We start from the raw sequence: 18,402 nt of genomic DNA on the forward strand, positions 1-18,402 counted from the left end.
TGCAGTTGGCGTGAAGGCGCATGAATGGGCACTGACATCGGCCGTGGTACCTCGGCGCGGATGACGTTCCGGTTCAGCTGCCGGAGGGCAACCAGGTCGATACCGCTGCGAGCGGTTGGCTCAGTCCGCCCGTCCGCAAACGCGGTCGCCGTCTTCGAGTGTGCGGTCAGGGTGGACCACGACGGTGTCGCCCGCGTCGAGGCCACGATGGATCTCGGCCCAGCCTTCGCCCTGCACGCCTAGTGTGACCAGGGTTCGTCGGGCCTTGCCCTGGATCACCCGGAACACGGCGGCGGCGTCGTCGCCTTCATGGAACACGGCGCTGGCGGGAATCCGCAATACAGGACCGGCCTGGCGCAGCAGGAACCGCGCGTTGACGCGGTACGCTTCGCCCAGGTGCTGCCAGTGCTCATGGGGGCTGGCGATATCCACGATCACCCAGACGCGTTGTTCTTCCACGCCCAGTGCCGACACCTTGGTGAAACCGCCGGGTTCGACGCGGCGTACGCGACCGGCCAGGGCGCGGTCCTCGCCCCAGCGGACCAGTTCGACCGCCATCCCCGGGCGAAGCCGGACGGCGTCGGCGGACAATACGTCGACTTCGATTTCCAGTGCACCCGGCTCGCCGACCTCGAGCAGTGCATCGCCCGCTTGCACCGGACGGGCGCTCTCGAAGTGGCGACGCAGCACCACGCCGGCAACCGGTGATTCCAGGACCAGGACGGTGGCGCCGCGCTCGTCGCTGCCGTGCGTGAGCGCTGCCTGTGCAGCCTCCAGTTCATGCCGTGCGGTCGCCTCCAGGAAGCGCGCGCTGTTGGCTTCGCGTTGCGCGTCGTTGGCGGTCGTCCGGGCCTGTTCGGCCATGGTGGCGGCCACCAGTTGTTCGCGTTGCAGTCGCTGCAGGCGGTTCGCGTCGGTGCGTGCCTGTCGCGCGCGGGTGGCGGCGGCAGCGGCGGCCTCGCGCGCGGCGGCCAGGCGTCCGCGTGCGGCAGCCACCTGCGCCTGGATCGCCGCGCGGGCACGTGCGTCCAGCGCAGGGGCCGCCATCGCATCCAGTACGACCAGGGTCTGCCCGGGCCGCACGCGATCGCCGGGCTCCAGCTCGAGCCGTCGTGCGGTGGCGGCGATGGGGGCGGTGATCAGGTAGCGGTCGCGCAGGCGGGTACGGCCCTCGGCTTCGACCACCTCGCGCACGGTGCCCTGGTCGACGCGGCTGGTGTCCACCAGCGAGGCCTTGGGCCACAGCAGCATCGCCAGCAGCAAGCCCACCACGAGCAAGGCGAGCAGCCATCGGATCAGGCGGGCGCGGGTCGGTACCGGCATCGTCGGGTCATTCCTTGGTCTTCAATGCGGCCACCAGGTCCAGGCCATCCAGACGTCGGCGCACCATCAGGGCCGATAGTACCGTTGCCGCCAGCACCACGAGCCCGGCAAACGCCAGACCGGCGGCGTCGGCGACCACGGGGATGCGGAACAGGTCCGACTGCAGGCCGCGTGACAGCAGCACGATCATGCCCATGCCCAGCGCAAAGCCCGGCAGCAGCGCCATGAACGACAGCGTGGCGAGTTCGCCCAACAGGAAGCCGCGAACCTCCTCGCGTGTGTAGCCCAGCACGCGCAGGCTGGCAAGCTCGCGTCCGCGCTCGGCCAGGGTGATGCGCGCGGCGTTGTACACCACGCCAGCGGCAATCGCGCCGGCCATCAGGGTGATGGCGAAGGTGAATGTGGACAGGCTTTGCGCCATCGTGTCGCGGAAACTCTGGATCATCGCGGTGCGGTCGGTCACGGACGCCACGCGGGGGCGACGTCGCAGTTCCGCCAGGACAGCCTCGCGCTGTCGGGCGTCGATCGCCAGCCACGCGCCGGATGCGACGTTGCCGTCGGTGAGCAACGTGTTGAGGTAGGCATGGCGCGCGTATGCGCCAACGCCCAGGAACTCCTGCACGGTGCCGGCGACCGGCACCGTGATCGTGCGACGGTGCCCCTCCAGGAACTGCACCTGCAGGTGGTCCCCCGGCCTGGCGCCAAGCAGGTCGGCCAGGTAGTCGGTCAGCAACAAGCCTTCTGCTGGCAGCGCAGCCGGTTGGATGCCGGCATCCAGCACGCGCTTGAGGTCGCCCTTTTCCGGCAAGCCTTGCAGCGCCGTGCGATACGACCGGTGGCCGTTGCGCAGGGTGACGGCGGCGACCCGGAATGGCTCCACGGCGCGCACCCCGGGCAGCCGGGCGAGCTCCTCCACCGCGCGGTTGCCGGTGGGCTCGGTGAAGCCGATCCCGAAGTCGTCGCGTTGGGCAAACCCGAACTGGACATCCACGATGTGCTCGACCGAGGAGGGCATGGCCCTCGACATGACCAGGATGCCGCACGCCAACCCGATGCCCAGCACCGAGAACAACGTGCGCAAGGGACGTCGCTCGAGGTTGCGGAGCACCATGCGGGCGACCGGGTCCACCCAGCGGCCTAGCCCCAGTCGCTCCAGCAGCAATGGCCGGAACGTGGCGGGGGCTTCCGGGCGCATGGCCTCGGCGGGGGCCAGGCGGTGCACGCGGACCAAGGCGGCAAACGTGCCCAGGGTGCCGGCGCCAATCGCGAACGCCGCGGCCATCAGCACCAGTGAGGGGTCCAAGGACCATTCGAGGTAGGGAAACCGGTAGTACTCGCGGTAGATGCCGGCGATGGCGCGCCCCATCCATGCGCCCAGTGCCAGACCCGGAAGGATGCCCGCGGTGACGACCATCAGCACCAGTTGCGCGTAGTGGGTAGCCACCTGCAGGCGCGAATAACCGAAAGCCTTGAGCAGGGCGATCTGCTCCCGTTGCGACGCCACGAGACGGCCGAGCACCACATTGAGCAGGAACGCCGTCACCCCCAGGAAGATCGCGGTGAACATGCGGGCCATCATCCGCAACTGGTCCAGTTCCTCGTCCAGGAAGCGGTGCGAAGGCTGCAGGTCACGACCCGTGGCGCCCGTGCCGCCAAACGGTGCCAACAGCCGGTCGATGGCATCGATCACGTCGGCCTCGCGAGCACCGGGTTGCAGCACGGCGACCAGGTTGTTGAAGGCACCATCCATGTCGAACGCGCGGTCCATGGCCTCGTGCTGCATCCACAGGACGGCGAAGCGCTGGAAGTCGGGGAAGACCTCTCCCGGCTTGATCTGGTAGATGAACTCAGGCGACAGCCCGATGCCGGCGATCCGCAGTTGCTGCCGGCGACCATTGAGGATGGCGACCAGGCTGTCGCCTTCGTGCAGCCCGTGGGCCTCGGCGAAGGCCTCGCCGACCACGGTTTCCTCCGGTCGTTGCGGCAGCCGCCCGGAGCGCAGGTGGAGGCGGTTGAGGTCGCTGCCGCCGCGCGCAGGCAAGGAGACGAGCTGGGCGTTGACGGGGTCGGAAAACCCGTCCAACTCAAGCGGTGCGAAACCCACGATGCGCGCATCCAGCGCGCGCACCCCGGGCACCGCGCGGATCGTATTGGCCAGCGGCATCGGCACCCGCTTGGCCTGGGCGAAGACGTCGGCAAACCCGTATTCGGCGTAGAACTGCGCCCGCGTGCGCGACAGCGCTTCGTGGTTGCCCAGCGCCATGACCATGGTACCGATACCCCCGGCCATGACCAGGGCAATGGCCATCACCTGGCCGCGCAGCTGCACGATTTCCCTCAGCAGCTTGCGGTGCAGGGCCTTCACCAGTGCAGCCCCGATGCGGGTTCGCGATGTTCGTTGTATTCCTGGCTGAGGATCCTTCCGTCGCTGAGGCGGATGACGCGATCGGCCATGGCCGCGATCACCGCGTTGTGGGTGATCACGACGGTCAGCGCGCCGGTCTCGCGATTGATGCGCTCCAGCGCCTGCAGCACCAGGATGCCGGTCGCCGAGTCGAGCGCACCGGTGGGTTCGTCGCACAGCAGCACCGCTGGGCGCTTGGCGATGGCCCGGGCAATGGCCACCCGCTGCTGCTCGCCACCGGAGAGCTGTGCAGGGAAGTGGTCCATCCGCTCCTGCAGCCCCACCATGGCGAGCGCCTCCTCGGGCGCCATCGGATGTGCGGCGATCTCGGTGACCAGCGCCACGTTCTCCCGCGCGGTCAAACTGGGGATCAGGTTGTAGAACTGGAACACGAAGCCCACGTGTTCGCGACGGAAGCGGGTCAACACGGCCTCGCTGGCGCCGGTGAGCGGGTGTCCCTGGCACTCCACGTCGCCGCTGGTAGGTGCATCGAGGCCGCCCAGGATGTTGAGCAGGGTGGATTTGCCGCTTCCCGACGCGCCGAGCAGGACCACGAACTCGCCTGCATTCAACTCCAGGTCGATGCCGCGCAGGGCGTGCACGTCGATGTCGCCCATGCGGTAGACCTTGGTCAGTCCGCGCGCGCGGAACACGGGGACTGGCACGGGCGGGGGGGCAGGGTCGATGACCATGCCGCTACTGTACGGCTTCAGCCCGCGGGCCGGTCGCGCCTGAACTCTTCGGCCATGGCCTGCTGCATCAGGAACTTCTGCACCTTGCCCGTCACCGTCATCGGGAACTCATCCACGAATCGGATGTACCGCGGAATCTTGAAGTGGGCGATCCGGCCCTGGCAGTACGCCCGGATCTCCTCGGCGGACACGGTGGCTCCTTCGACCAGCCGGATCCACGCGCAGGCTTCCTCGCCGAACTTCGCGTCAGGCACGCCGAACACCTGCACGTCGGCGATGGCGGGGTGGGCATAGAGGAATTCCTCCACCTCGCGCGGGTAGATGTTCTCGCCGCCGCGGATCAGCATGTCCTTGACCCGTCCGACAATGCGGCAATAGCCGTCCGCGTCGAGGGTGGCGAGGTCGCCGGTGTGCATCCAGCCATCGGCGTCGATGGCCTCGGCGGTACGCGCGGGCTCGTTCCAGTAGCCTTGCATCACCGAATAGCCGCGGGTGCACAGCTCGCCGGTGGTACCGCGCGGCACGGTGCGGCCTTCGCCATCGATGAGGCGCACTTCCACGTGCGGGTGCACGCGGCCCACCGAGTCCACGCGCCGGTCCAGCGGGTCGTCGCGCGTGGTCTGGAAGCTGGCCGGGCTGGTCTCGGTCATCCCGTAGGTGATGGTGATCTCCGACAGGTGCATGGTGTCGACCACGCGCTTCATCACTTCGATCGGGCAATTGGAGCCGGCCATGATCCCGGTGCGCAGCGAGGACAGGTCGAACTCCGCAAAGCGCGGGTGCTCGAGTTCGGCGATGAACATGGTGGGTACGCCGTGCAGGCCGGTGCAGCGTTCGTCCTGCACCGCCTGCAGCGTCGCCAGCGTGTCGAAGCCTTCGCCGGGGATCACCATGCACGCGCCGTGCGTCACGCAGGCCAGGTTGCCCAGCACCATGCCGAAGCAGTGGTAGAACGGCACGGGGATGCACAGCTTGTCCTGTTCGGTGAGGTTCATGGCCTCGCCGATGAAGAAGCCGTTGTTGACGATGTTGCGATGGGTAAGCGTCGCGCCCTTGGGCGAACCGGTGGTGCCGGAGGTGAACTGGATGTTGACTGCGTCGTGGGCCGAGAGCGTGGGGGCGACCTCGCGCATGCGGGCCAGGGCGCCGGCATCGTCGCACGCGGCGATGGCATCGAACGCGTGGGCGCCGGGCACCGGCTCGCCGTCGCCCATGACCAGCACGTGGCGCAGCTCGGGCAGGGCAGCGGCGTGCAATGCGCCCGGCGCGCACGCATCCAGCTCCGGCGCCAGCTCGCGCAGCATGCCGATGTAGTCCGAGGTCTTGAAACGTCGGGGCAGCACCAGTGCCTTGCACTCGACGTGCCGGAGCGAGAATTCCAGCTCGTGGGTGCGATAGGCCGGGTTGATGTTGACCAGCACCAGGCCGGCGCGCGGTGCGGCGAACTGCAGCAGCACCCATTCGGCCCGGTTCAGCGACCAGATGCCGATGCGGTCGCCGGGCACCAGCCCCAGTTGCAACAGGCCGGCGGCCAGGCGATCCACGGCGACATCCAATGCCGCGTAGTCCATGCGCACGTTCTGCGGGGGTACCACCAATGCCGGTTGCCCGGGCCAGGTGCGGGCGATGCGCGCGAGCATGTCGCCAACGGTTTCTTCAAGGAGCGGGACGCTGCGGTCACCAATGACGTGGCTGAGGCCGGGGTCGGGGAGCGTGGTCATCGGGTGAGGATAGCCGCGCGCAGGCGGTGGGCAGGATACGCCTTTGGTATCGGCGGCGCGATCGGCCAGGTCTGCCGGGGCGCGGAGTACACGCGCGCCGGGCCGTCATTGCCGCAACAGCGAAGGTGGCGACGTGTCCGTTGCGTTGTCGAAGCGTGCGAGCGGCGTCTCGTCCGGGCAGCGCTCGTCCGGGAATCCGAACTCACCGCGTAGCGCACGGCCGCAATCAGCCAGCACCTCGAAAGCCGCACCCGGCTGCATGCACTGGTCGTCGAAGGCGCGGCCGAAGGCATCGCGCCGGCGGGCGAAGTCCTCGCCACACTTGCGCGCCACGCGGATGCGGTCAAGGTCCTCCTGCGCGGCGTTGGTGCCGGACAGTCCGTACTGGCGCAGCTCGGCCGTGGTGAGCAGCAGCAGGTTGCGCGCGGGAATGGTCATCATGCGGTCGGCCAGGTCCGCGCCCACGCCGTTGCGCGACAGGTAGTCGCGCAACTGCTGGGTGACGTCGCGCAGCTCGTCGTTGAGTTCCACGCGGGTGGTGGCCGTGGACTTCAGCCGCATCAGGCGATGGATGCCGACCTTGCCGGCGATGGAACGGGTATCCCCAGCGGCCAGCACCAGGACACAGGCGCTGTGGCACACCGAGCCCTCGCGCACCCAGATCGACCAGGTCGCTTCGGCCATCTGGTCGCCCACGCGGATGGCCTCCTCGACCTGGCCACCGGCCGAGTCGATGTCCAGCACCCGGTTGCGGATCTCCATGCGGTCGGCGATCTCGGTGACGCGGGCCATCAATGCGGTAAAACCGGCGTCGATCTTGCCCTTGTAGCGCAGTCGCACCATGCCGGCGTCGCGGCACTCGGACAGCACGTCGACCAGGTTGAAGAACTCCAGCGCGCCGATGCGCTCGCCGTCGCCCTGCTTGTCGTAGTCGTAGTGGCAGCTGACGCGAGCCGAGCCACCTTCCAGTGTGGCGGGGGGCCAGTAGGTGAAATCCGGCGTGGCCTGGGCCGGGGTTGTGCCGCGCAGGCCATCCACCGCCGCTGCGCTGCGGTCTTCACCCAGTGTGACCACGGGCGCCTTGGCGTCTGGCCCAGCCGATGGCTCAGAGCCCGAGCACCCTGCCACAGCTGCGGTGAACGCAGTCGCCAAGAGCAGCGAGAGCCAAGGTTTGGTCATGGAACACAGGACGCGGGGAACGGCCCCATTATTCTCCATGTAACGTCCTTAACCTAGACCTTCAGGACGCGCGTTGGTCTGATCATCACCACGAGCGGATATGATCGCCCCCAGAACCCTTGGCATGGTGGCTATCGTGGGAGTTTCCGTTACATCGCGTCCCGCCATGCCACGCGCGATCGTGGCCCTGGGCCTGGTCAGCCTGTTCACCGACATGGGTTCGGAAGTGGTGCACAGCCTGCTGCCGGTGCTGCTGGCCGGCACCCTGGGCGCCAGCGCGCTGGTCATTGGCCTGATCGAGGGAGCGGCCGAGGCCCTGGTGCTGGTGACGAAGGTGTTTTCAGGCTACATCAGCGACGCCGTGGGGCGGCGCAAACCGCTGGTGCTGTTGGGTTATGGGCTCGCGGCGGCGGTGAAACCGCTGTTCCCGCTGGCCGATTCCGTGGCGACCGTGACCACGGCGCGCCTGTTGGACCGCTTCGGCAAGGGCATTCGGGGCGCCCCACGCGACGCGCTGATCAGCGACCTGGCGCCGCGTGAGATACGCGGGGCGGCATTCGGGCTTCGACAGTCGATGGACACCGTGGGCGCGGTGCTGGGGCCGCTGCTGGCAGTGCTCCTCATGCACCTGTACGACAACGACATCCAGACCGTGCTGTGGTTCGCGGTGGTGCCGGGCGTGATCGCGGTGTTGCTGCTGCTCAAGGTGCCTGAACCCGCCGATGGCGCACGCAAGCCGGCGCGGCTGCCGCTCACCCGCGAGGGGCTGGCACATCTGGGGCGGCCGTTCTGGTGGCTGGTCGTGCTGGGGTTGATGGTGGCGCTGGCCCGGTTCAGCGAAGCCTTCCTCGTGTTGCGTGCCACCGACCGCGGGCTGCCGGTGGCGTGGGTGCCGATGGTGTTGGTGGTGATGAGCACCGTGTATGCATTGACGGCGTACCCGGCAGGCTATCTGTCAGACAAGATGTCGCGTTCGAGCCTGCTGGCCCTCGGCATGGCGGTGCTGGTGCTGGCCGATATCGCACTGGCGGTGTCCGATGGCCTCGGACTGCTGTTCGTCGGGATCGCGCTGTGGGGGCTGCACATGGGGCTGACCCAGGGCATCCTCGCCAGCCTGGTGGCGGACGTGGCGCCGGAGGCATACCGGGGAACCGCTTTCGGCGTTTTCAACCTGGTGTCTGGTGGTGGCCTGCTGGTCGCCAGTGCCGTGGCCGGCGGACTCTGGGACCAGCAGGGGCCGCCTGCGGCGTTCTGGATGGGCGCGGTGGTGGCCGGCGTCGCGGCGCTGGCCACGCCGGGACTGGCGCGCGCAATGAAACCGTCATCTGCCTGACCTAGCGTGCATCGGGATGAATATCCTGATGTTCTCGGACGTCTACTTCCCCCGGGTCAACGGGGTTTCCACGTCGATCCGCACCTTCGCCCAGGCACTGGTCCGCATGGGCCATGCCGTGACCCTGGTGGCACCGGACTACGGGGCGGATAGCGGGCAGGAGCAGCATGACGACGGCAGCTTCGAGATCATCCGCCTGCCCGCCCGGGTCATCTTCTTCGATCCCGAGGATCGCCTGATCAAGGGGGCGGCACTGGCCGGGATCACCCGCCGGCTTGCCGTGCGCGACTGGGACGTGATCCACGTGCACACGCCGTTCCGCGCCCACCAGCTGGGCGTGCGGCTCGGGCGCCTGACGGGCGTGCCCGTGGTGGAGACGTATCACACCTATTTCGAGGAGTACGTGGGTCATTACCTGCCGTGGCTGCCTACCGGACTGGCGCGGTGGGGCGCGCGCCGTGCATCGCGGTACCTGTGCCATGGCGTGGATCACCTGATCGTGCCCAGCGCGCAGATGGAGCAGGTGCTGGATCGCTACGGCATACGGACCCCGTGCACGGTGATTCCCACCGGCATCGACCTGGCGGAGTTTGCCGGTGGCGAGGGCGCGCGCTTCCGTGACACGCACGGGATCGACCACGATGTGCCGACGCTGGTGACCGTGAGCCGGCTGTCGCGGGAAAAGAACATCGGCTTCCTTATCCGGGTCGTGGGCCGGCTGGTGCCGGAGTTTCCCACGCTGCAGTTCCTGATCGCGGGCGAGGGGCCGGACGCCACGCGGCTGCGCCAGCTGGTGGCCGCGTTGCGGTTGCAGGACAACGTTCGCTTTTTCGGCAACCTTGACCGCCGCACTTCGCTGCTCGATGCCTATCGCGCCGGTGACGTGTTTGTGTTTGCATCGCCCACCGAGACCCAGGGCCTGGTGCTGATCGAGGCGATGGCGGTGGGCACGCCCATCGTGTCCACCGCGGTGATGGGGACGGCGACCGTGCTGCGCGATGCGCGCAGTGCCCGCGTCAGTGAAGAGGACGAAACGGCATTTTCCGGCCACGTCGCGTCGCTGTTGCGTGCGCCCGAAGCCCGCGCGGCGCTGGCGCAGGCCGGCCCCATCGACGCCAGCGCCTGGAGTACCGAGGTCCTGATGCGACGCGTGGTGGACCTGTATGCCTCGCTGGCGCGGCCGTTCCCCGCCCTCGCTTAGCCAGGGCTCACCCATGCGGGGGAGGTGAATCGCGGCCGTTATTGGCCTGCCTGCCGCGTTGGATTGGATCGAGACGTCCGGCCGAAGCTGCAGTGCCTTCCTCCTCCCCCTCGGCACGCGCTTCCGCCGGCGTCTTTTTTTTTTGCTGCGCCGCCGGGGGATGCCCGCTATCGTGGCGCCATCCGTCCCGCGGGGGCGCCTGCGGGGCCTGGCAGGCGGTCATGGGTGCGGAGCCCACCCATCGACCATGTCGCCATGACTCCAGCCAAGCAGGGTAATTCGCCGGCGCGCGTGCTGTTCGCCAGCCTGATCGGTACCACGATCGAGTTCTTCGATTTCTACATCTACGCGACCGCCGCGGTCCTGGTGTTCCCCAGGCTGTTCTTCCCGGCGGGCGACCCGGCCACGGCGACGCTGCAGTCGCTGGCGACGTTTGCGCTGGCGTTCTTCGCGCGGCCGATCGGATCGGCGGTGTTCGGGCACTTCGGTGACCGCATCGGGCGCAAGGCCACGCTGGTGGCGGCGCTGTTGACGATGGGCTTGTCCACCGTGGCGATTGGACTGCTGCCTACTTACGACAGCATCGGGCTGGCGGCGCCTGCCTTGCTGGCGCTGTGCCGTTTTGGACAGGGGCTGGGGCTCGGTGGCGAGTGGGGCGGGGCCGTGCTGCTGGCCACCGAGAACGCACCACCGGGCAAGCGCGCGTGGTACGGCATGTTCCCGCAGCTGGGTGCGCCGCTGGGGTTCTTCCTGGCCACGGGCGTCTTCCTGCTGCTCGGGGCGGTGATGGACGATGCGCAATTCTTCGCGTGGGGCTGGCGCATCCCCTTTGTCGGCAGCGCGGTGCTGGTGTTCATCGGTTTGTGGATCCGCCTGCGCCTGGCCGAAACGCCGGACTTCCAGCGCGTGCTGGACCGTGAGGAGCGCGTACGCCTGCCCATGCTGGAAGTGTTGACCTCGCACCCGCGCGCGCTGCTCGCAGGCACGTTCGGGGCGATGGCGACGTTCGTGCTGTTCTACCTGATGACGGTGTTCGCGCTCAGCTGGGGCACCTCGAAGCTGGGCTATTCGCGCGAGCAGTTCCTGTGGCTGCAGATGGTGGGCGTGGTGTTCTTCGCGTTGACCATTCCGATGGCGGCGCTGTACGCCGATCGCGTGGGTGCGCGGCGTGCGATGCTCCTCGCGACGGTGGGGATACTGGTGTTCGGTCTGCTGTTCGCACCGCTGTTCGTGGCCGGCAGCGTGTGGAGCACGTTGCTGTTCCTGTCGCTGGGTCTGGCGTTGATGGGCCTGACCTACGGACCGGTAGGCACCATCCTGGCGGAGATGTTCCCGGCCGCGGTGCGCTACACCGGGGCTTCGCTGGCGTTCAACCTGGCGGGCATCTTCGGCGCCTCGCTGGCGCCGTACGTGGCGACGTGGCTGGCGGGGCGATTTGGATTGGCGTCCGTGGGCCTGTATCTGGTCGCGGCGTCGGTGCTGACGCTGCTGGCGTTGCTGGCCGTGCGGCCGGCGCGGGAGGGGTGAGTGGAGGCCCCAAGGGACGCCTCGTTGCGACGACTTGCCGGCACCGTGGCGATAGCCGGCATCGGCGCTTTCGCGACCGCGTGCGTGGTGTGGCAATTCCTGCGACCGGACCTGGACTGGGTCCGCGTGCCCATGAGCTTCTATCTGCTGGGGCCGACCGGCTGGGGGCTGCAGGCGGGTTACATGGCCTTGGCCGTGGCTTTGGTGGCCTTGGCGGTGGGCTACTACCGGGGGTTGCCGCGCCACGCCCGTAGTGCAGCCCCCCTGTCGCTGTTCTCAGTCGGGGCCGTGGCGCTTGTCGTCACCGCACTGGCCCGCAGCAACCTGCCCGATGCCGCGCCGACGCTGGAAGGCTGGGTACACGGCACCGCCGCCAACACCGCCTTCCTGACCGTGACCACGGCGATGCTGCTGCAGTCGTGGCGGCTGCGGGGTGCGGGTGCGTTGTCGCGGCACTGGAAGCCGGCTTTCGCACTGGCTGCAGTGTGCTTTCTGGTGCTGTGGCTGCATGTGCTCTGGCGCGACCTGCCGCGCGGCGCCGGGCAGAAGGCGGTGATCGCGCTGATCGTGGCCTGGCTCGGGTTGGCGGCGCATTGGCTGCGGCGCTGGCCCCGAACGACTTAAAATATGTCAATGATCGTCAATATCGCCGCCTACCACTTCGCCACCGTGGACGACCCTGCGGCCTTGGCCGCATCCGTCCGCGGCTGGGCCGAGGCCGGTGAACTGCTGGGCACCGTGCTGGTGGCCCCCGAGGGCATCAACGTGTTCCTGGCCGGCAGCGCGGAAGCCATTGAAGCGTTCCTGGCGCAGCTGTGCGCCGACGCCCGCTTCGCCGACCTTCTGGTCAAGTACAGCCGCAGTGCATCGCAGCCGTTTGCCCGGCTGAAGGTCAAGCTCAAGCGCGAGATCATCGCGTTCCGGCGCGACAACGCGTCGCCGCTGGTGGGCCGCGCGCCGGCCGTCACGCCCGAGGTGCTGGCGCGGTGGCTGGAGCAGGGCCACGACGACGGCGGGCGCCGCATCGTCATGCTCGACACGCGCAACCGCGAGGAGTTCGAGTACGGCACCTTCGCCGGCGCGCTGACGCTGCCCATCGACAACTTCACCGACCTGCCCGACGCGCTGGCGCCGCACCGCGATGCCCTGCGCGACGCCACCGTGGTCAGTTTCTGCACCGGCGGCATCCGCTGCGAGAAGGCGGCGCTGTGGATGCAGGCCGACGGCATGCACAACGTCCTGCAGCTGGACGGTGGCATCCTCGGTTACTTCGAGCAGGTGGGTGGTGCGCATTACGACGGCCGCTGCTTCGTCTTCGACGAGCGCGTGGCGCTGGACCCGCAATTGTTGCCGCTGGTGGATGCCGCGGCCTGAGGAGTGACCCATGATCCAACGTATTGATGCCGGTAACCGCATGTCCGAGGCCGTGGTCCACAACGGCGTGGCCTATCTGGCCGGGCAGATCCCCGAGGACGCCACGCAGGACATCGAGGGCCAGACCCGGCAGGTGCTGGCGGAGATCGACGCGTTGCTGGCCAAGGTGGGCAGCGACAAGACCCGCCTGTTGCGCGCCGAGATCTTCCTCCGAGACATGGCCGACTTTGCCGGCATGAACCGCGCCTGGGACGCCTGGGTGGTGCCGGGACATGCGCCGGCGCGGGCCACGGTGCAGGCGCACCTGGCCAATGCGGCGTGGAAGGTGGAGATCGTGGTGACCGCGGCGATCGAGTAACGACTGGGTTGATTCGGGGGCCGAGACGGGTGGCCAGTAGAGCGTCGGGGCCTACGACATGTGACCCGGGCGGCCCATCCGGTCACCCTGTTGGTGTGTCGAGTGAACGCAGGTGAGCCGCCGCCGCTCGGCCCGCCCGCACACCGCTGGCATAGCACGCGGTGAGCAGGTAGCCGCCGGTCGGCGCTTCCCAGTCGAGCATTTCGCCGGCGCAGAACACGCCGGGGTGTTGCCGCAGCATCAACCCGTCATCCAGCGCTTCCAGACGCACGCCGCCCGCGGTGCTGATGGCCTCGGCCAATGGGCGCGGTTGGGTCAGCAACAGTGGCAACCGCTTGATGGCGACGGCGATGGCGTCGGGGTCCTGCATGCCTTCGCGGCCCAGCACCTCGTGCAGCAGCGCGGCCTTCGCCCCGGTGATGCCGACCTGGCGGCGCAGGTGTTCGCTGATGCTGCGGCCGGCGCGCGGTTTGGCCAGGTCGCGCTGGAGTTGTTCCAGGTCGCGATTGGGTGCCAGGTCCAGCCACAGGCGGGCCTCGCCATTGGCGGTGATGGCTTCGCGCAGTGGCGCGGATAGCGCGTAGATGAGGCTGCCTTCGATGCCGGTGGCCGTGAGCACGCACTCGCCCTGCAAGGCATGCTCGACCCCGTCGGCGTCGTACCAATGCGCGATCACCGGCTTGAGCGGCGCGCCCGCATGGCGCTGGACGAGGTGCTCGCTCCAGTCCACGTCGAAGCCGCAATTGGCGGGCTGCAGCGCCGCCACATCCACGCCTTGCGCAGCCAGCACGGGTGCCCACGCGCCGTCCGACCCCAGCTCCGGCCAACTGCCGCCGCCCAGTGCCAGCACGGTGGCGCGTGCGGTGACCGTCAGCTCGCCTACGGGCGTGGTGAAACGCAGCGCACCGTGCTCCGTCCAGCCAAGCCATCGGTGGTGCACGTGGAAACGCACGCCCTGTTCGCGCAGGCGACGGACCCAACCGCGCAGCAGTGGGGCCGCCTTGCGGTCCAGTGGGAATACACGGTCGGACGAGCCTACGTAGGTGTCCACGCCCAGCCCGCGTGCCCACTCGCGCAGCGCGTCGGCGTCGAAGTCGTCCAGCCAGCGGCCCACCGTCTGCGCACGCTCGCGGTAGCGCTGGTCGAAGCCGGGGCGGGGCTCGGCGTGGGTGAGGTTGAGTCCGCCCTTGCCGGCGATCAGGAACTTCCGGCCCACCGAGCCCATGGCCTCGTACAGGTCCACCTCCACGCCCGTGGCGCGCGCCATTTCGGCCGCCATCAGGCCGGCGGGGCCGCCGCCGATGACCACCAGTCCGGGAGCGCTGTAGCGGGAGTCGGGCATGGACGCGGCGTGAAGTAGGCGCGCCATTATGCCGTGGAAGGCGACCCGCGCCGCCCCGGGGGGTGCGCTTGCGCGGGCACGTGGATGCGGCCGGTACGGTATCTTCGCCGGCTGGAATGACGCCCCGACACGAGGAACACGATCCGATGCGTACCCATCGCCTTGCCGCATTGTTGGCCATAGCCCTGTGGGGCGCGGTCGCCGCCCCCGCCTGGGCCGACCGTCCGGCATTGCCCGCCACGACCACTGCGGCGACCGTCAGCGCGCAGGGCCAGCCCGCCGCGGCCAACACAACGGCACTGCCGGAGCAGCTGCGCGACTTTGACGCCTACGTCGAACGCGTGCGCCAGCAGTTCAACGTCCCCGGCATCGCGGTCGCCATCATCAAGGACGGCAGGATCGTGCTGGAGCGCGGCTATGGCGTGCGGGAGATGGGCAAGGCCGCCAAGGTGGACGAACACACCATGTTCGCCATCGCCTCCAACACCAAGGCCTTCACTGCGGCCTCGCTGTCGATCCTGGCCGACGAGGGCAAGCTGTCGCTGGATGATCGCGTCATCGACCACCTGCCGTGGTTCCGCATGGCCGACCCGTATGTCACGCACGAAATGCGCGTGCGCGACCTGCTGGCGCACCGCAGCGGCCTGGGCCTGGGCGCGGGCGACCTGCTGTACTGGCCCGGCACCGACTACACCACCGAGGAGGTGGCGCGGCGTCTGAAGGACGTGCCGCTGACCGGCAGCTTCCGCGGCCAGTACGCCTACGACAACATCCTGTACGGGGTGGCGCAATTGGTGGTCGAGAAGGCGAGCGGGCAGTCGTACGCGGATTTCCTGCAGGCGCGCGTGTTCACGCCGTTGGGCATGGACGAGACGCGCTACAACAGCGACCATCTCAAGCCCGGCGACAACGTGGCCACCGGCCATGCCAAGGCCGATTTCAAGGATCTGGAACCGGTGGCGCCGATGACCTGGCACAACGTGTCCGGCGCGGGCGGCCTGTACGCCAGCGTGCACGATCTGACCAAATGGATGCGCGTGCAGCTGGATGGCGGCGTGATCTCCGGCGAGGGTGACGACGCCAAGCGGCTGTTCAGCGCCAAGCGGCAGAAGGCGATGTGGTCGGTGATCACGCCGATGAACATCCCCGAGCCGTCGGTGCCGGAACTGGCCGCGGCCAAGCCGAACTTCCTCGGTTACGGCGAGGGCTGGCAGCTGTCCGATTACCGCGGCCGCAAGCTGGTGTGGCACACCGGCGGCTGGCCGGGCATGGTTTCGCGGCTGACGCTGGTACCCGAGCACAAGCTGGGCGTGGTGGTGCTGACCAGTGCCGAGGTGGGTGCTGCGTTCAATGCGGTGACGATGCGCGCGCTGGATGCCTTCGTCGATGCGCCGCGTACCGATTGGGTCGCGGCCTACGCCGCCGCCGTCGCAAAGGCCGAAGCCAAGGCGGACGAAAGCTGGCAGAGGCACGTCGAAGCGCGTGATGCACGCTCCAAGCCGTCACTGCCACTGGCGCGTTACGCCGGCACCTACCGCGATGCGTGGTATGGCGATGTGGTCATCGCCCAGGAAGGTGGCAAGCTGGTGATGCGCTTCGGTCGCACGAAGTCGCTGGTGGGCACGCTGTCGCACTGGCAGCACGACACCTTCATCGTCCGCTGGGACGAACGCTGGCTCAATGCCGATGCGTTCGTCACTTTCACCCTGGATGCTGACGGCAATATCGCGGAGGCACGCATCAAGGCCATCTCGCCGCAGACCGACTTCAGCTTCGATTTCCACGACCTGAAGCTGGTGCCGGTGAAGGCCGAGACAGGTAAAGGCGAGACTGAGAAGAAGTCTTGACCCCAGTTCACGGTCCAGTCGAGGGTTTGCTTGCGTGTTCCCATGATCGATGCATGGTGCATCCATCATGGTTGGCAGTTGTTGCACGCCACAGCGCGCGGGTCGGCGCTACAAGGTCAGTGCGGCTTGACCGCCAGCAACTCGACGTCAAACACCAGCGAGGCGTTCGGCGGAATCACGCCGCCGGCGCCTTTGCGGCCGTAGGCCATGTGCGACGGGATCAGCAGCGTGCGCTTGCCGCCCACGTGCATGCCCGCCACGCCGTCGTCCCACCCGCGTATCACACGCCCGGCGCCGAGCAGGAAGGTGAAAGGCTCGCCGCGGTCGACAGAGCTGTCGAACTTCTCGCCGCGCTTGTCCGGCTGGCGTTCGTCATACAGCCAGCCGGTGTAGTGCACCGTGACCTCGCTGCCGGATACGGCGACCGCACCGTTGCCAGTGGTCTGATCGATGCGCTGCAACTCGGCCACGCTGCCGCCGGGTGGCGGGCCGGGGTCGGTGCAGGCGGTGAGGGCAAGGCCCAGCAGGGCGGCGAACAGGGGGCGGATCAGGCGCATGGTGGAAGCTCGGAAAGTGGGTGGGCCAAATGCGGCGGGTCTTGTCGCACGTCTCGGGCACCGACTACGCTGCGGCAAAGACGAAGCGGAGATGTGCATGAGCTGGATTGGCATCGTGATCGTGGTCATCGGCGTGTACCTGGCGCTCAAGGTCGCCGGTTTCGCGCTGAAACTGCTGATGTGGGGGCTGGTGCTGTTTGGCCTGTACTGGTTCCTGGCGCCGATGCTGGATTTACCGGCGTTGTTCTAGTTTGCCCGACTGGGCACGGCGTGGACGATGGGTTGGTCACGACGGGGTGCGGGTAGATCACTCCACAGGTTGCGGGGAGGTGGCATCGCTTACGCCACTTCGCCCGCCGCGTATCCCGACGCCCAGGCCCATTGGAAGTTGTAGCCGCCCAGCCAGCCGGTCACGTCCACCACTTCGCCGATGAAGTACAGCCCGGGCACGTGCCGCGATTGCATCGTGGTGGACGACAACCCGTCGGTGTCCACGCCGCCCAGCGTCACTTCCGCCGTGCGATAGCCTTCGGTGCCGCTGGCCACCAGGGGCCAATGCTGGAGCACGTCGGCCATCGCCCGCAGCTCCGGCAGGTTGTATTGCTTCATCGGCCGGTTGACCAGCCAGTGCTCGCACAGGCGTTGTGCAAAGCGCTTGGGCAAGGCATCGCCCAGCACGGTCTTCAGTTCCGCGGCGGGGCGCTCGCGTTGCCAGCGTTGCAGCGTGTCCAATGCATCCTGGCCCGGCAACAGGTCCAGGTGCAGCTCATCTCCGGGTTGCCAGTACGATGAAATCTGCAGGATCGCCGGGCCGCTGATCCCACGGTGGGTGACCAGCATGAAGTTGCTGAAACTCTGGTCGTTGCAGGTGGCCGTGACCGGCAACGCCACGCCGCTCAGGTCGGCCAGGCGTTCCTGGTGCTTGCCGCTGAGCGTGAGCGGCACCAGCCCGGCCCGCGTGGGCAGCACGTCATGTCCAAATTGCCGCGCCAGTTCGTAGCCGAAGCCACTGGCGCCCATGCTCGGGATCGACAGCCCACCGCTGGCCACCACCAGCGAAGTCGCGACGAAGGCGCCGTGCGTGGTGTGCAGCCGGAAGGGCGCCTCGGCCGCGCCTTCGCCATGCAGCACGCGCTCGATGCTGCAGCTCGTTTCGATGCGCACACCCGCGCTCGCGCACTCCTCCAGCAGCATCTTCACGATGAGCTTGGAGGATTCGTCGCAGAACAGCTGGCCCAGCTCCTTCTCGTGGTAGGCGATGCGGTGGCGCTCCACCATTTCGATGAAATGCCACGGCGTGTAGCGCGCCAGCGCCGACTTGCAGAAGTGGCGGTTGGCCGAGAGATAGTTGGCCGGTGTGGTGCCGGTGTTGGTGAAGTTGCAGCGCCCACCGCCCGACATCAGGATCTTCTTGCCCACGCGGTTGGCATGATCAATGACCAGCACGCGACGACCGCGCTGCCCGGCGGTGATCGCGCACATCAGGCCGGCGGCGCCGGCTCCGATGACGATGACATCGTAGTGCTGCATGACGCTGCTGCCGA

At 68.3% G+C, this 18,402-nt stretch carries 16 protein-coding genes; 8 read left to right on the forward strand and 8 right to left on the reverse strand.

What is annotated here, in order from left to right:
- Nucleotides 1-120: 120 nt before the first annotated feature.
- The 5 genes from IP93_RS06595 to IP93_RS06615 all read right to left on the reverse strand — a co-directional run bounded on the left by IP93_RS06595 (nt 121) and on the right by IP93_RS06615 (nt 7,214).
- Nucleotides 121-1,323 (reverse strand): efflux RND transporter periplasmic adaptor subunit, encoded by a 1,203-nt coding sequence (locus IP93_RS06595; protein WP_144813527.1) that lies wholly within the window; start codon nt 1,321-1,323, stop codon nt 121-123.
- A 7-nt stretch (nt 1,324-1,330) separates the two neighbouring features.
- A complete protein-coding gene (locus IP93_RS06600; protein ID WP_144813529.1) occupies nt 1,331-3,688 on the reverse strand; it encodes an FtsX-like permease family protein in 2,358 nt (785 codons plus the stop codon).
- Nucleotides 3,685-4,419 carry an ABC transporter ATP-binding protein gene (locus IP93_RS06605; RefSeq protein ID WP_144813532.1) on the reverse strand — a complete coding sequence of 245 codons (735 nt, stop codon included), beginning with the start codon at nt 4,417-4,419 and terminating at the stop codon, nt 3,685-3,687. Before IP93_RS06605 ends, IP93_RS06600 begins: the two co-directional genes overlap by 4 nt.
- Before the next feature lie 17 nt (nt 4,420-4,436).
- On the reverse strand, nt 4,437-6,140 hold the full coding sequence (locus IP93_RS06610) for an AMP-binding protein (protein WP_144813535.1): 1,704 nt from the start codon (nt 6,138-6,140) through the stop codon (nt 4,437-4,439).
- 105 nt (nt 6,141-6,245) lie between these two features.
- Complete coding sequence (locus IP93_RS06615) at nt 6,246-7,214, reverse strand: COG3904 family protein (RefSeq protein WP_144813537.1); 969 nt, start codon at nt 7,212-7,214, stop codon at nt 6,246-6,248.
- A gap of 271 nt (nt 7,215-7,485) precedes the next feature.
- Between IP93_RS06615 and IP93_RS06620 the strand changes: the two genes are divergently transcribed.
- From IP93_RS06620 to IP93_RS06645, 6 genes are all read left to right on the forward strand, one after another.
- Nucleotides 7,486-8,652, forward strand: a complete 1,167-nt coding sequence (locus IP93_RS06620; RefSeq protein ID WP_199747120.1) for an MFS transporter — start codon at nt 7,486-7,488, stop codon at nt 8,650-8,652.
- A 16-nt stretch (nt 8,653-8,668) separates the two neighbouring features.
- A complete protein-coding gene (locus IP93_RS06625; RefSeq protein WP_144813541.1) occupies nt 8,669-9,853 on the forward strand; it encodes a glycosyltransferase in 1,185 nt (394 codons plus the stop codon).
- 255 nt (nt 9,854-10,108) lie between these two features.
- On the forward strand, nt 10,109-11,380 hold the full coding sequence (locus IP93_RS06630) for an MFS transporter (protein WP_199747122.1): 1,272 nt from the start codon (nt 10,109-10,111) through the stop codon (nt 11,378-11,380).
- Between the two features lie 24 nt (nt 11,381-11,404).
- Nucleotides 11,405-12,004: a DUF998 domain-containing protein gene (locus tag IP93_RS06635; protein ID WP_242006776.1), complete on the forward strand. Its 600-nt coding sequence runs from the start codon at nt 11,405-11,407 to the stop codon at nt 12,002-12,004.
- Between the two features lie 9 nt (nt 12,005-12,013).
- Nucleotides 12,014-12,754, forward strand: a complete 741-nt coding sequence (locus IP93_RS06640; protein ID WP_144813544.1) for a sulfurtransferase — start codon at nt 12,014-12,016, stop codon at nt 12,752-12,754.
- 10 nt (nt 12,755-12,764) lie between these two features.
- Nucleotides 12,765-13,112: a RidA family protein gene (locus IP93_RS06645; protein ID WP_144813546.1), complete on the forward strand. Its 348-nt coding sequence runs from the start codon at nt 12,765-12,767 to the stop codon at nt 13,110-13,112.
- Between the two features lie 82 nt (nt 13,113-13,194).
- Here IP93_RS06645 and IP93_RS06650 read toward each other — a convergent pair whose 3' ends face one another.
- Complete coding sequence (locus IP93_RS06650) at nt 13,195-14,454, reverse strand: TIGR03862 family flavoprotein (protein WP_144813549.1); 1,260 nt, start codon at nt 14,452-14,454, stop codon at nt 13,195-13,197.
- Between the two features lie 146 nt (nt 14,455-14,600).
- On the opposite strand from IP93_RS06650, the gene IP93_RS06655 reads away from it, so the two are divergent.
- The gene (locus tag IP93_RS06655; RefSeq protein ID WP_144813550.1) at nt 14,601-16,301 is read left to right on the forward strand and encodes a serine hydrolase; all 1,701 of its coding nucleotides are present in this window, start codon (nt 14,601-14,603) and stop codon (nt 16,299-16,301) included.
- A gap of 116 nt (nt 16,302-16,417) precedes the next feature.
- Here the strand turns inward: IP93_RS06655 and IP93_RS06660 are convergent, their stop codons facing one another.
- Nucleotides 16,418-16,858: an FKBP-type peptidyl-prolyl cis-trans isomerase gene (locus tag IP93_RS06660; RefSeq protein ID WP_144813553.1), complete on the reverse strand. Its 441-nt coding sequence runs from the start codon at nt 16,856-16,858 to the stop codon at nt 16,418-16,420.
- 97 nt (nt 16,859-16,955) lie between these two features.
- On the opposite strand from IP93_RS06660, the gene IP93_RS15605 reads away from it, so the two are divergent.
- On the forward strand, nt 16,956-17,108 hold the full coding sequence (locus IP93_RS15605) for a hypothetical protein (RefSeq protein WP_158636290.1): 153 nt from the start codon (nt 16,956-16,958) through the stop codon (nt 17,106-17,108).
- Between the two features lie 89 nt (nt 17,109-17,197).
- Here IP93_RS15605 and IP93_RS06665 read toward each other — a convergent pair whose 3' ends face one another.
- Nucleotides 17,198-18,388 (reverse strand): BaiN/RdsA family NAD(P)/FAD-dependent oxidoreductase, encoded by a 1,191-nt coding sequence (locus tag IP93_RS06665; protein ID WP_144813556.1) that lies wholly within the window; start codon nt 18,386-18,388, stop codon nt 17,198-17,200.
- Nucleotides 18,389-18,402: the final 14 nt, after the last annotated feature.

Source organism: Aerolutibacter ruishenii (assembly GCF_007830115.1).
GTDB classification, from domain to species: Bacteria; Pseudomonadota; Gammaproteobacteria; order Xanthomonadales; family Xanthomonadaceae; genus Aerolutibacter; species Aerolutibacter ruishenii.

What these genes read in the sequence shown, in the direction of transcription:
- IP93_RS06595 (WP_144813527.1), bottom strand. Translation starts at nt 1,323, where the DNA reads ATGCCGGTACCGACCCGCGCCCGCCTGATCCGATGGCTGCTCGCCTTG.
- IP93_RS06605 (WP_144813532.1), bottom strand. Translation starts at nt 4,419, where the DNA reads ATGGTCATCGACCCTGCCCCCCCGCCCGTGCCAGTCCCCGTGTTCCGC.
- IP93_RS06610 (WP_144813535.1), bottom strand. Translation starts at nt 6,140, where the DNA reads ATGACCACGCTCCCCGACCCCGGCCTCAGCCACGTCATTGGTGACCGC.
- IP93_RS06620 (WP_199747120.1), top strand. Translation starts at nt 7,486, where the DNA reads ATGCCACGCGCGATCGTGGCCCTGGGCCTGGTCAGCCTGTTCACCGAC.
- IP93_RS06625 (WP_144813541.1), top strand. Translation starts at nt 8,669, where the DNA reads ATGAATATCCTGATGTTCTCGGACGTCTACTTCCCCCGGGTCAACGGG.
- IP93_RS06630 (WP_199747122.1), top strand. Translation starts at nt 10,109, where the DNA reads ATGACTCCAGCCAAGCAGGGTAATTCGCCGGCGCGCGTGCTGTTCGCC.
- IP93_RS06640 (WP_144813544.1), top strand. Translation starts at nt 12,014, where the DNA reads ATGATCGTCAATATCGCCGCCTACCACTTCGCCACCGTGGACGACCCT.
- IP93_RS06645 (WP_144813546.1), top strand. Translation starts at nt 12,765, where the DNA reads ATGATCCAACGTATTGATGCCGGTAACCGCATGTCCGAGGCCGTGGTC.
- IP93_RS06650 (WP_144813549.1), bottom strand. Translation starts at nt 14,454, where the DNA reads ATGCCCGACTCCCGCTACAGCGCTCCCGGACTGGTGGTCATCGGCGGC.
- IP93_RS06655 (WP_144813550.1), top strand. Translation starts at nt 14,601, where the DNA reads ATGCGTACCCATCGCCTTGCCGCATTGTTGGCCATAGCCCTGTGGGGC.
- IP93_RS06660 (WP_144813553.1), bottom strand. Translation starts at nt 16,858, where the DNA reads ATGCGCCTGATCCGCCCCCTGTTCGCCGCCCTGCTGGGCCTTGCCCTC.
- IP93_RS15605 (WP_158636290.1), top strand. Translation starts at nt 16,956, where the DNA reads ATGAGCTGGATTGGCATCGTGATCGTGGTCATCGGCGTGTACCTGGCG.
- IP93_RS06665 (WP_144813556.1), bottom strand. Translation starts at nt 18,388, where the DNA reads ATGCAGCACTACGATGTCATCGTCATCGGAGCCGGCGCCGCCGGCCTG.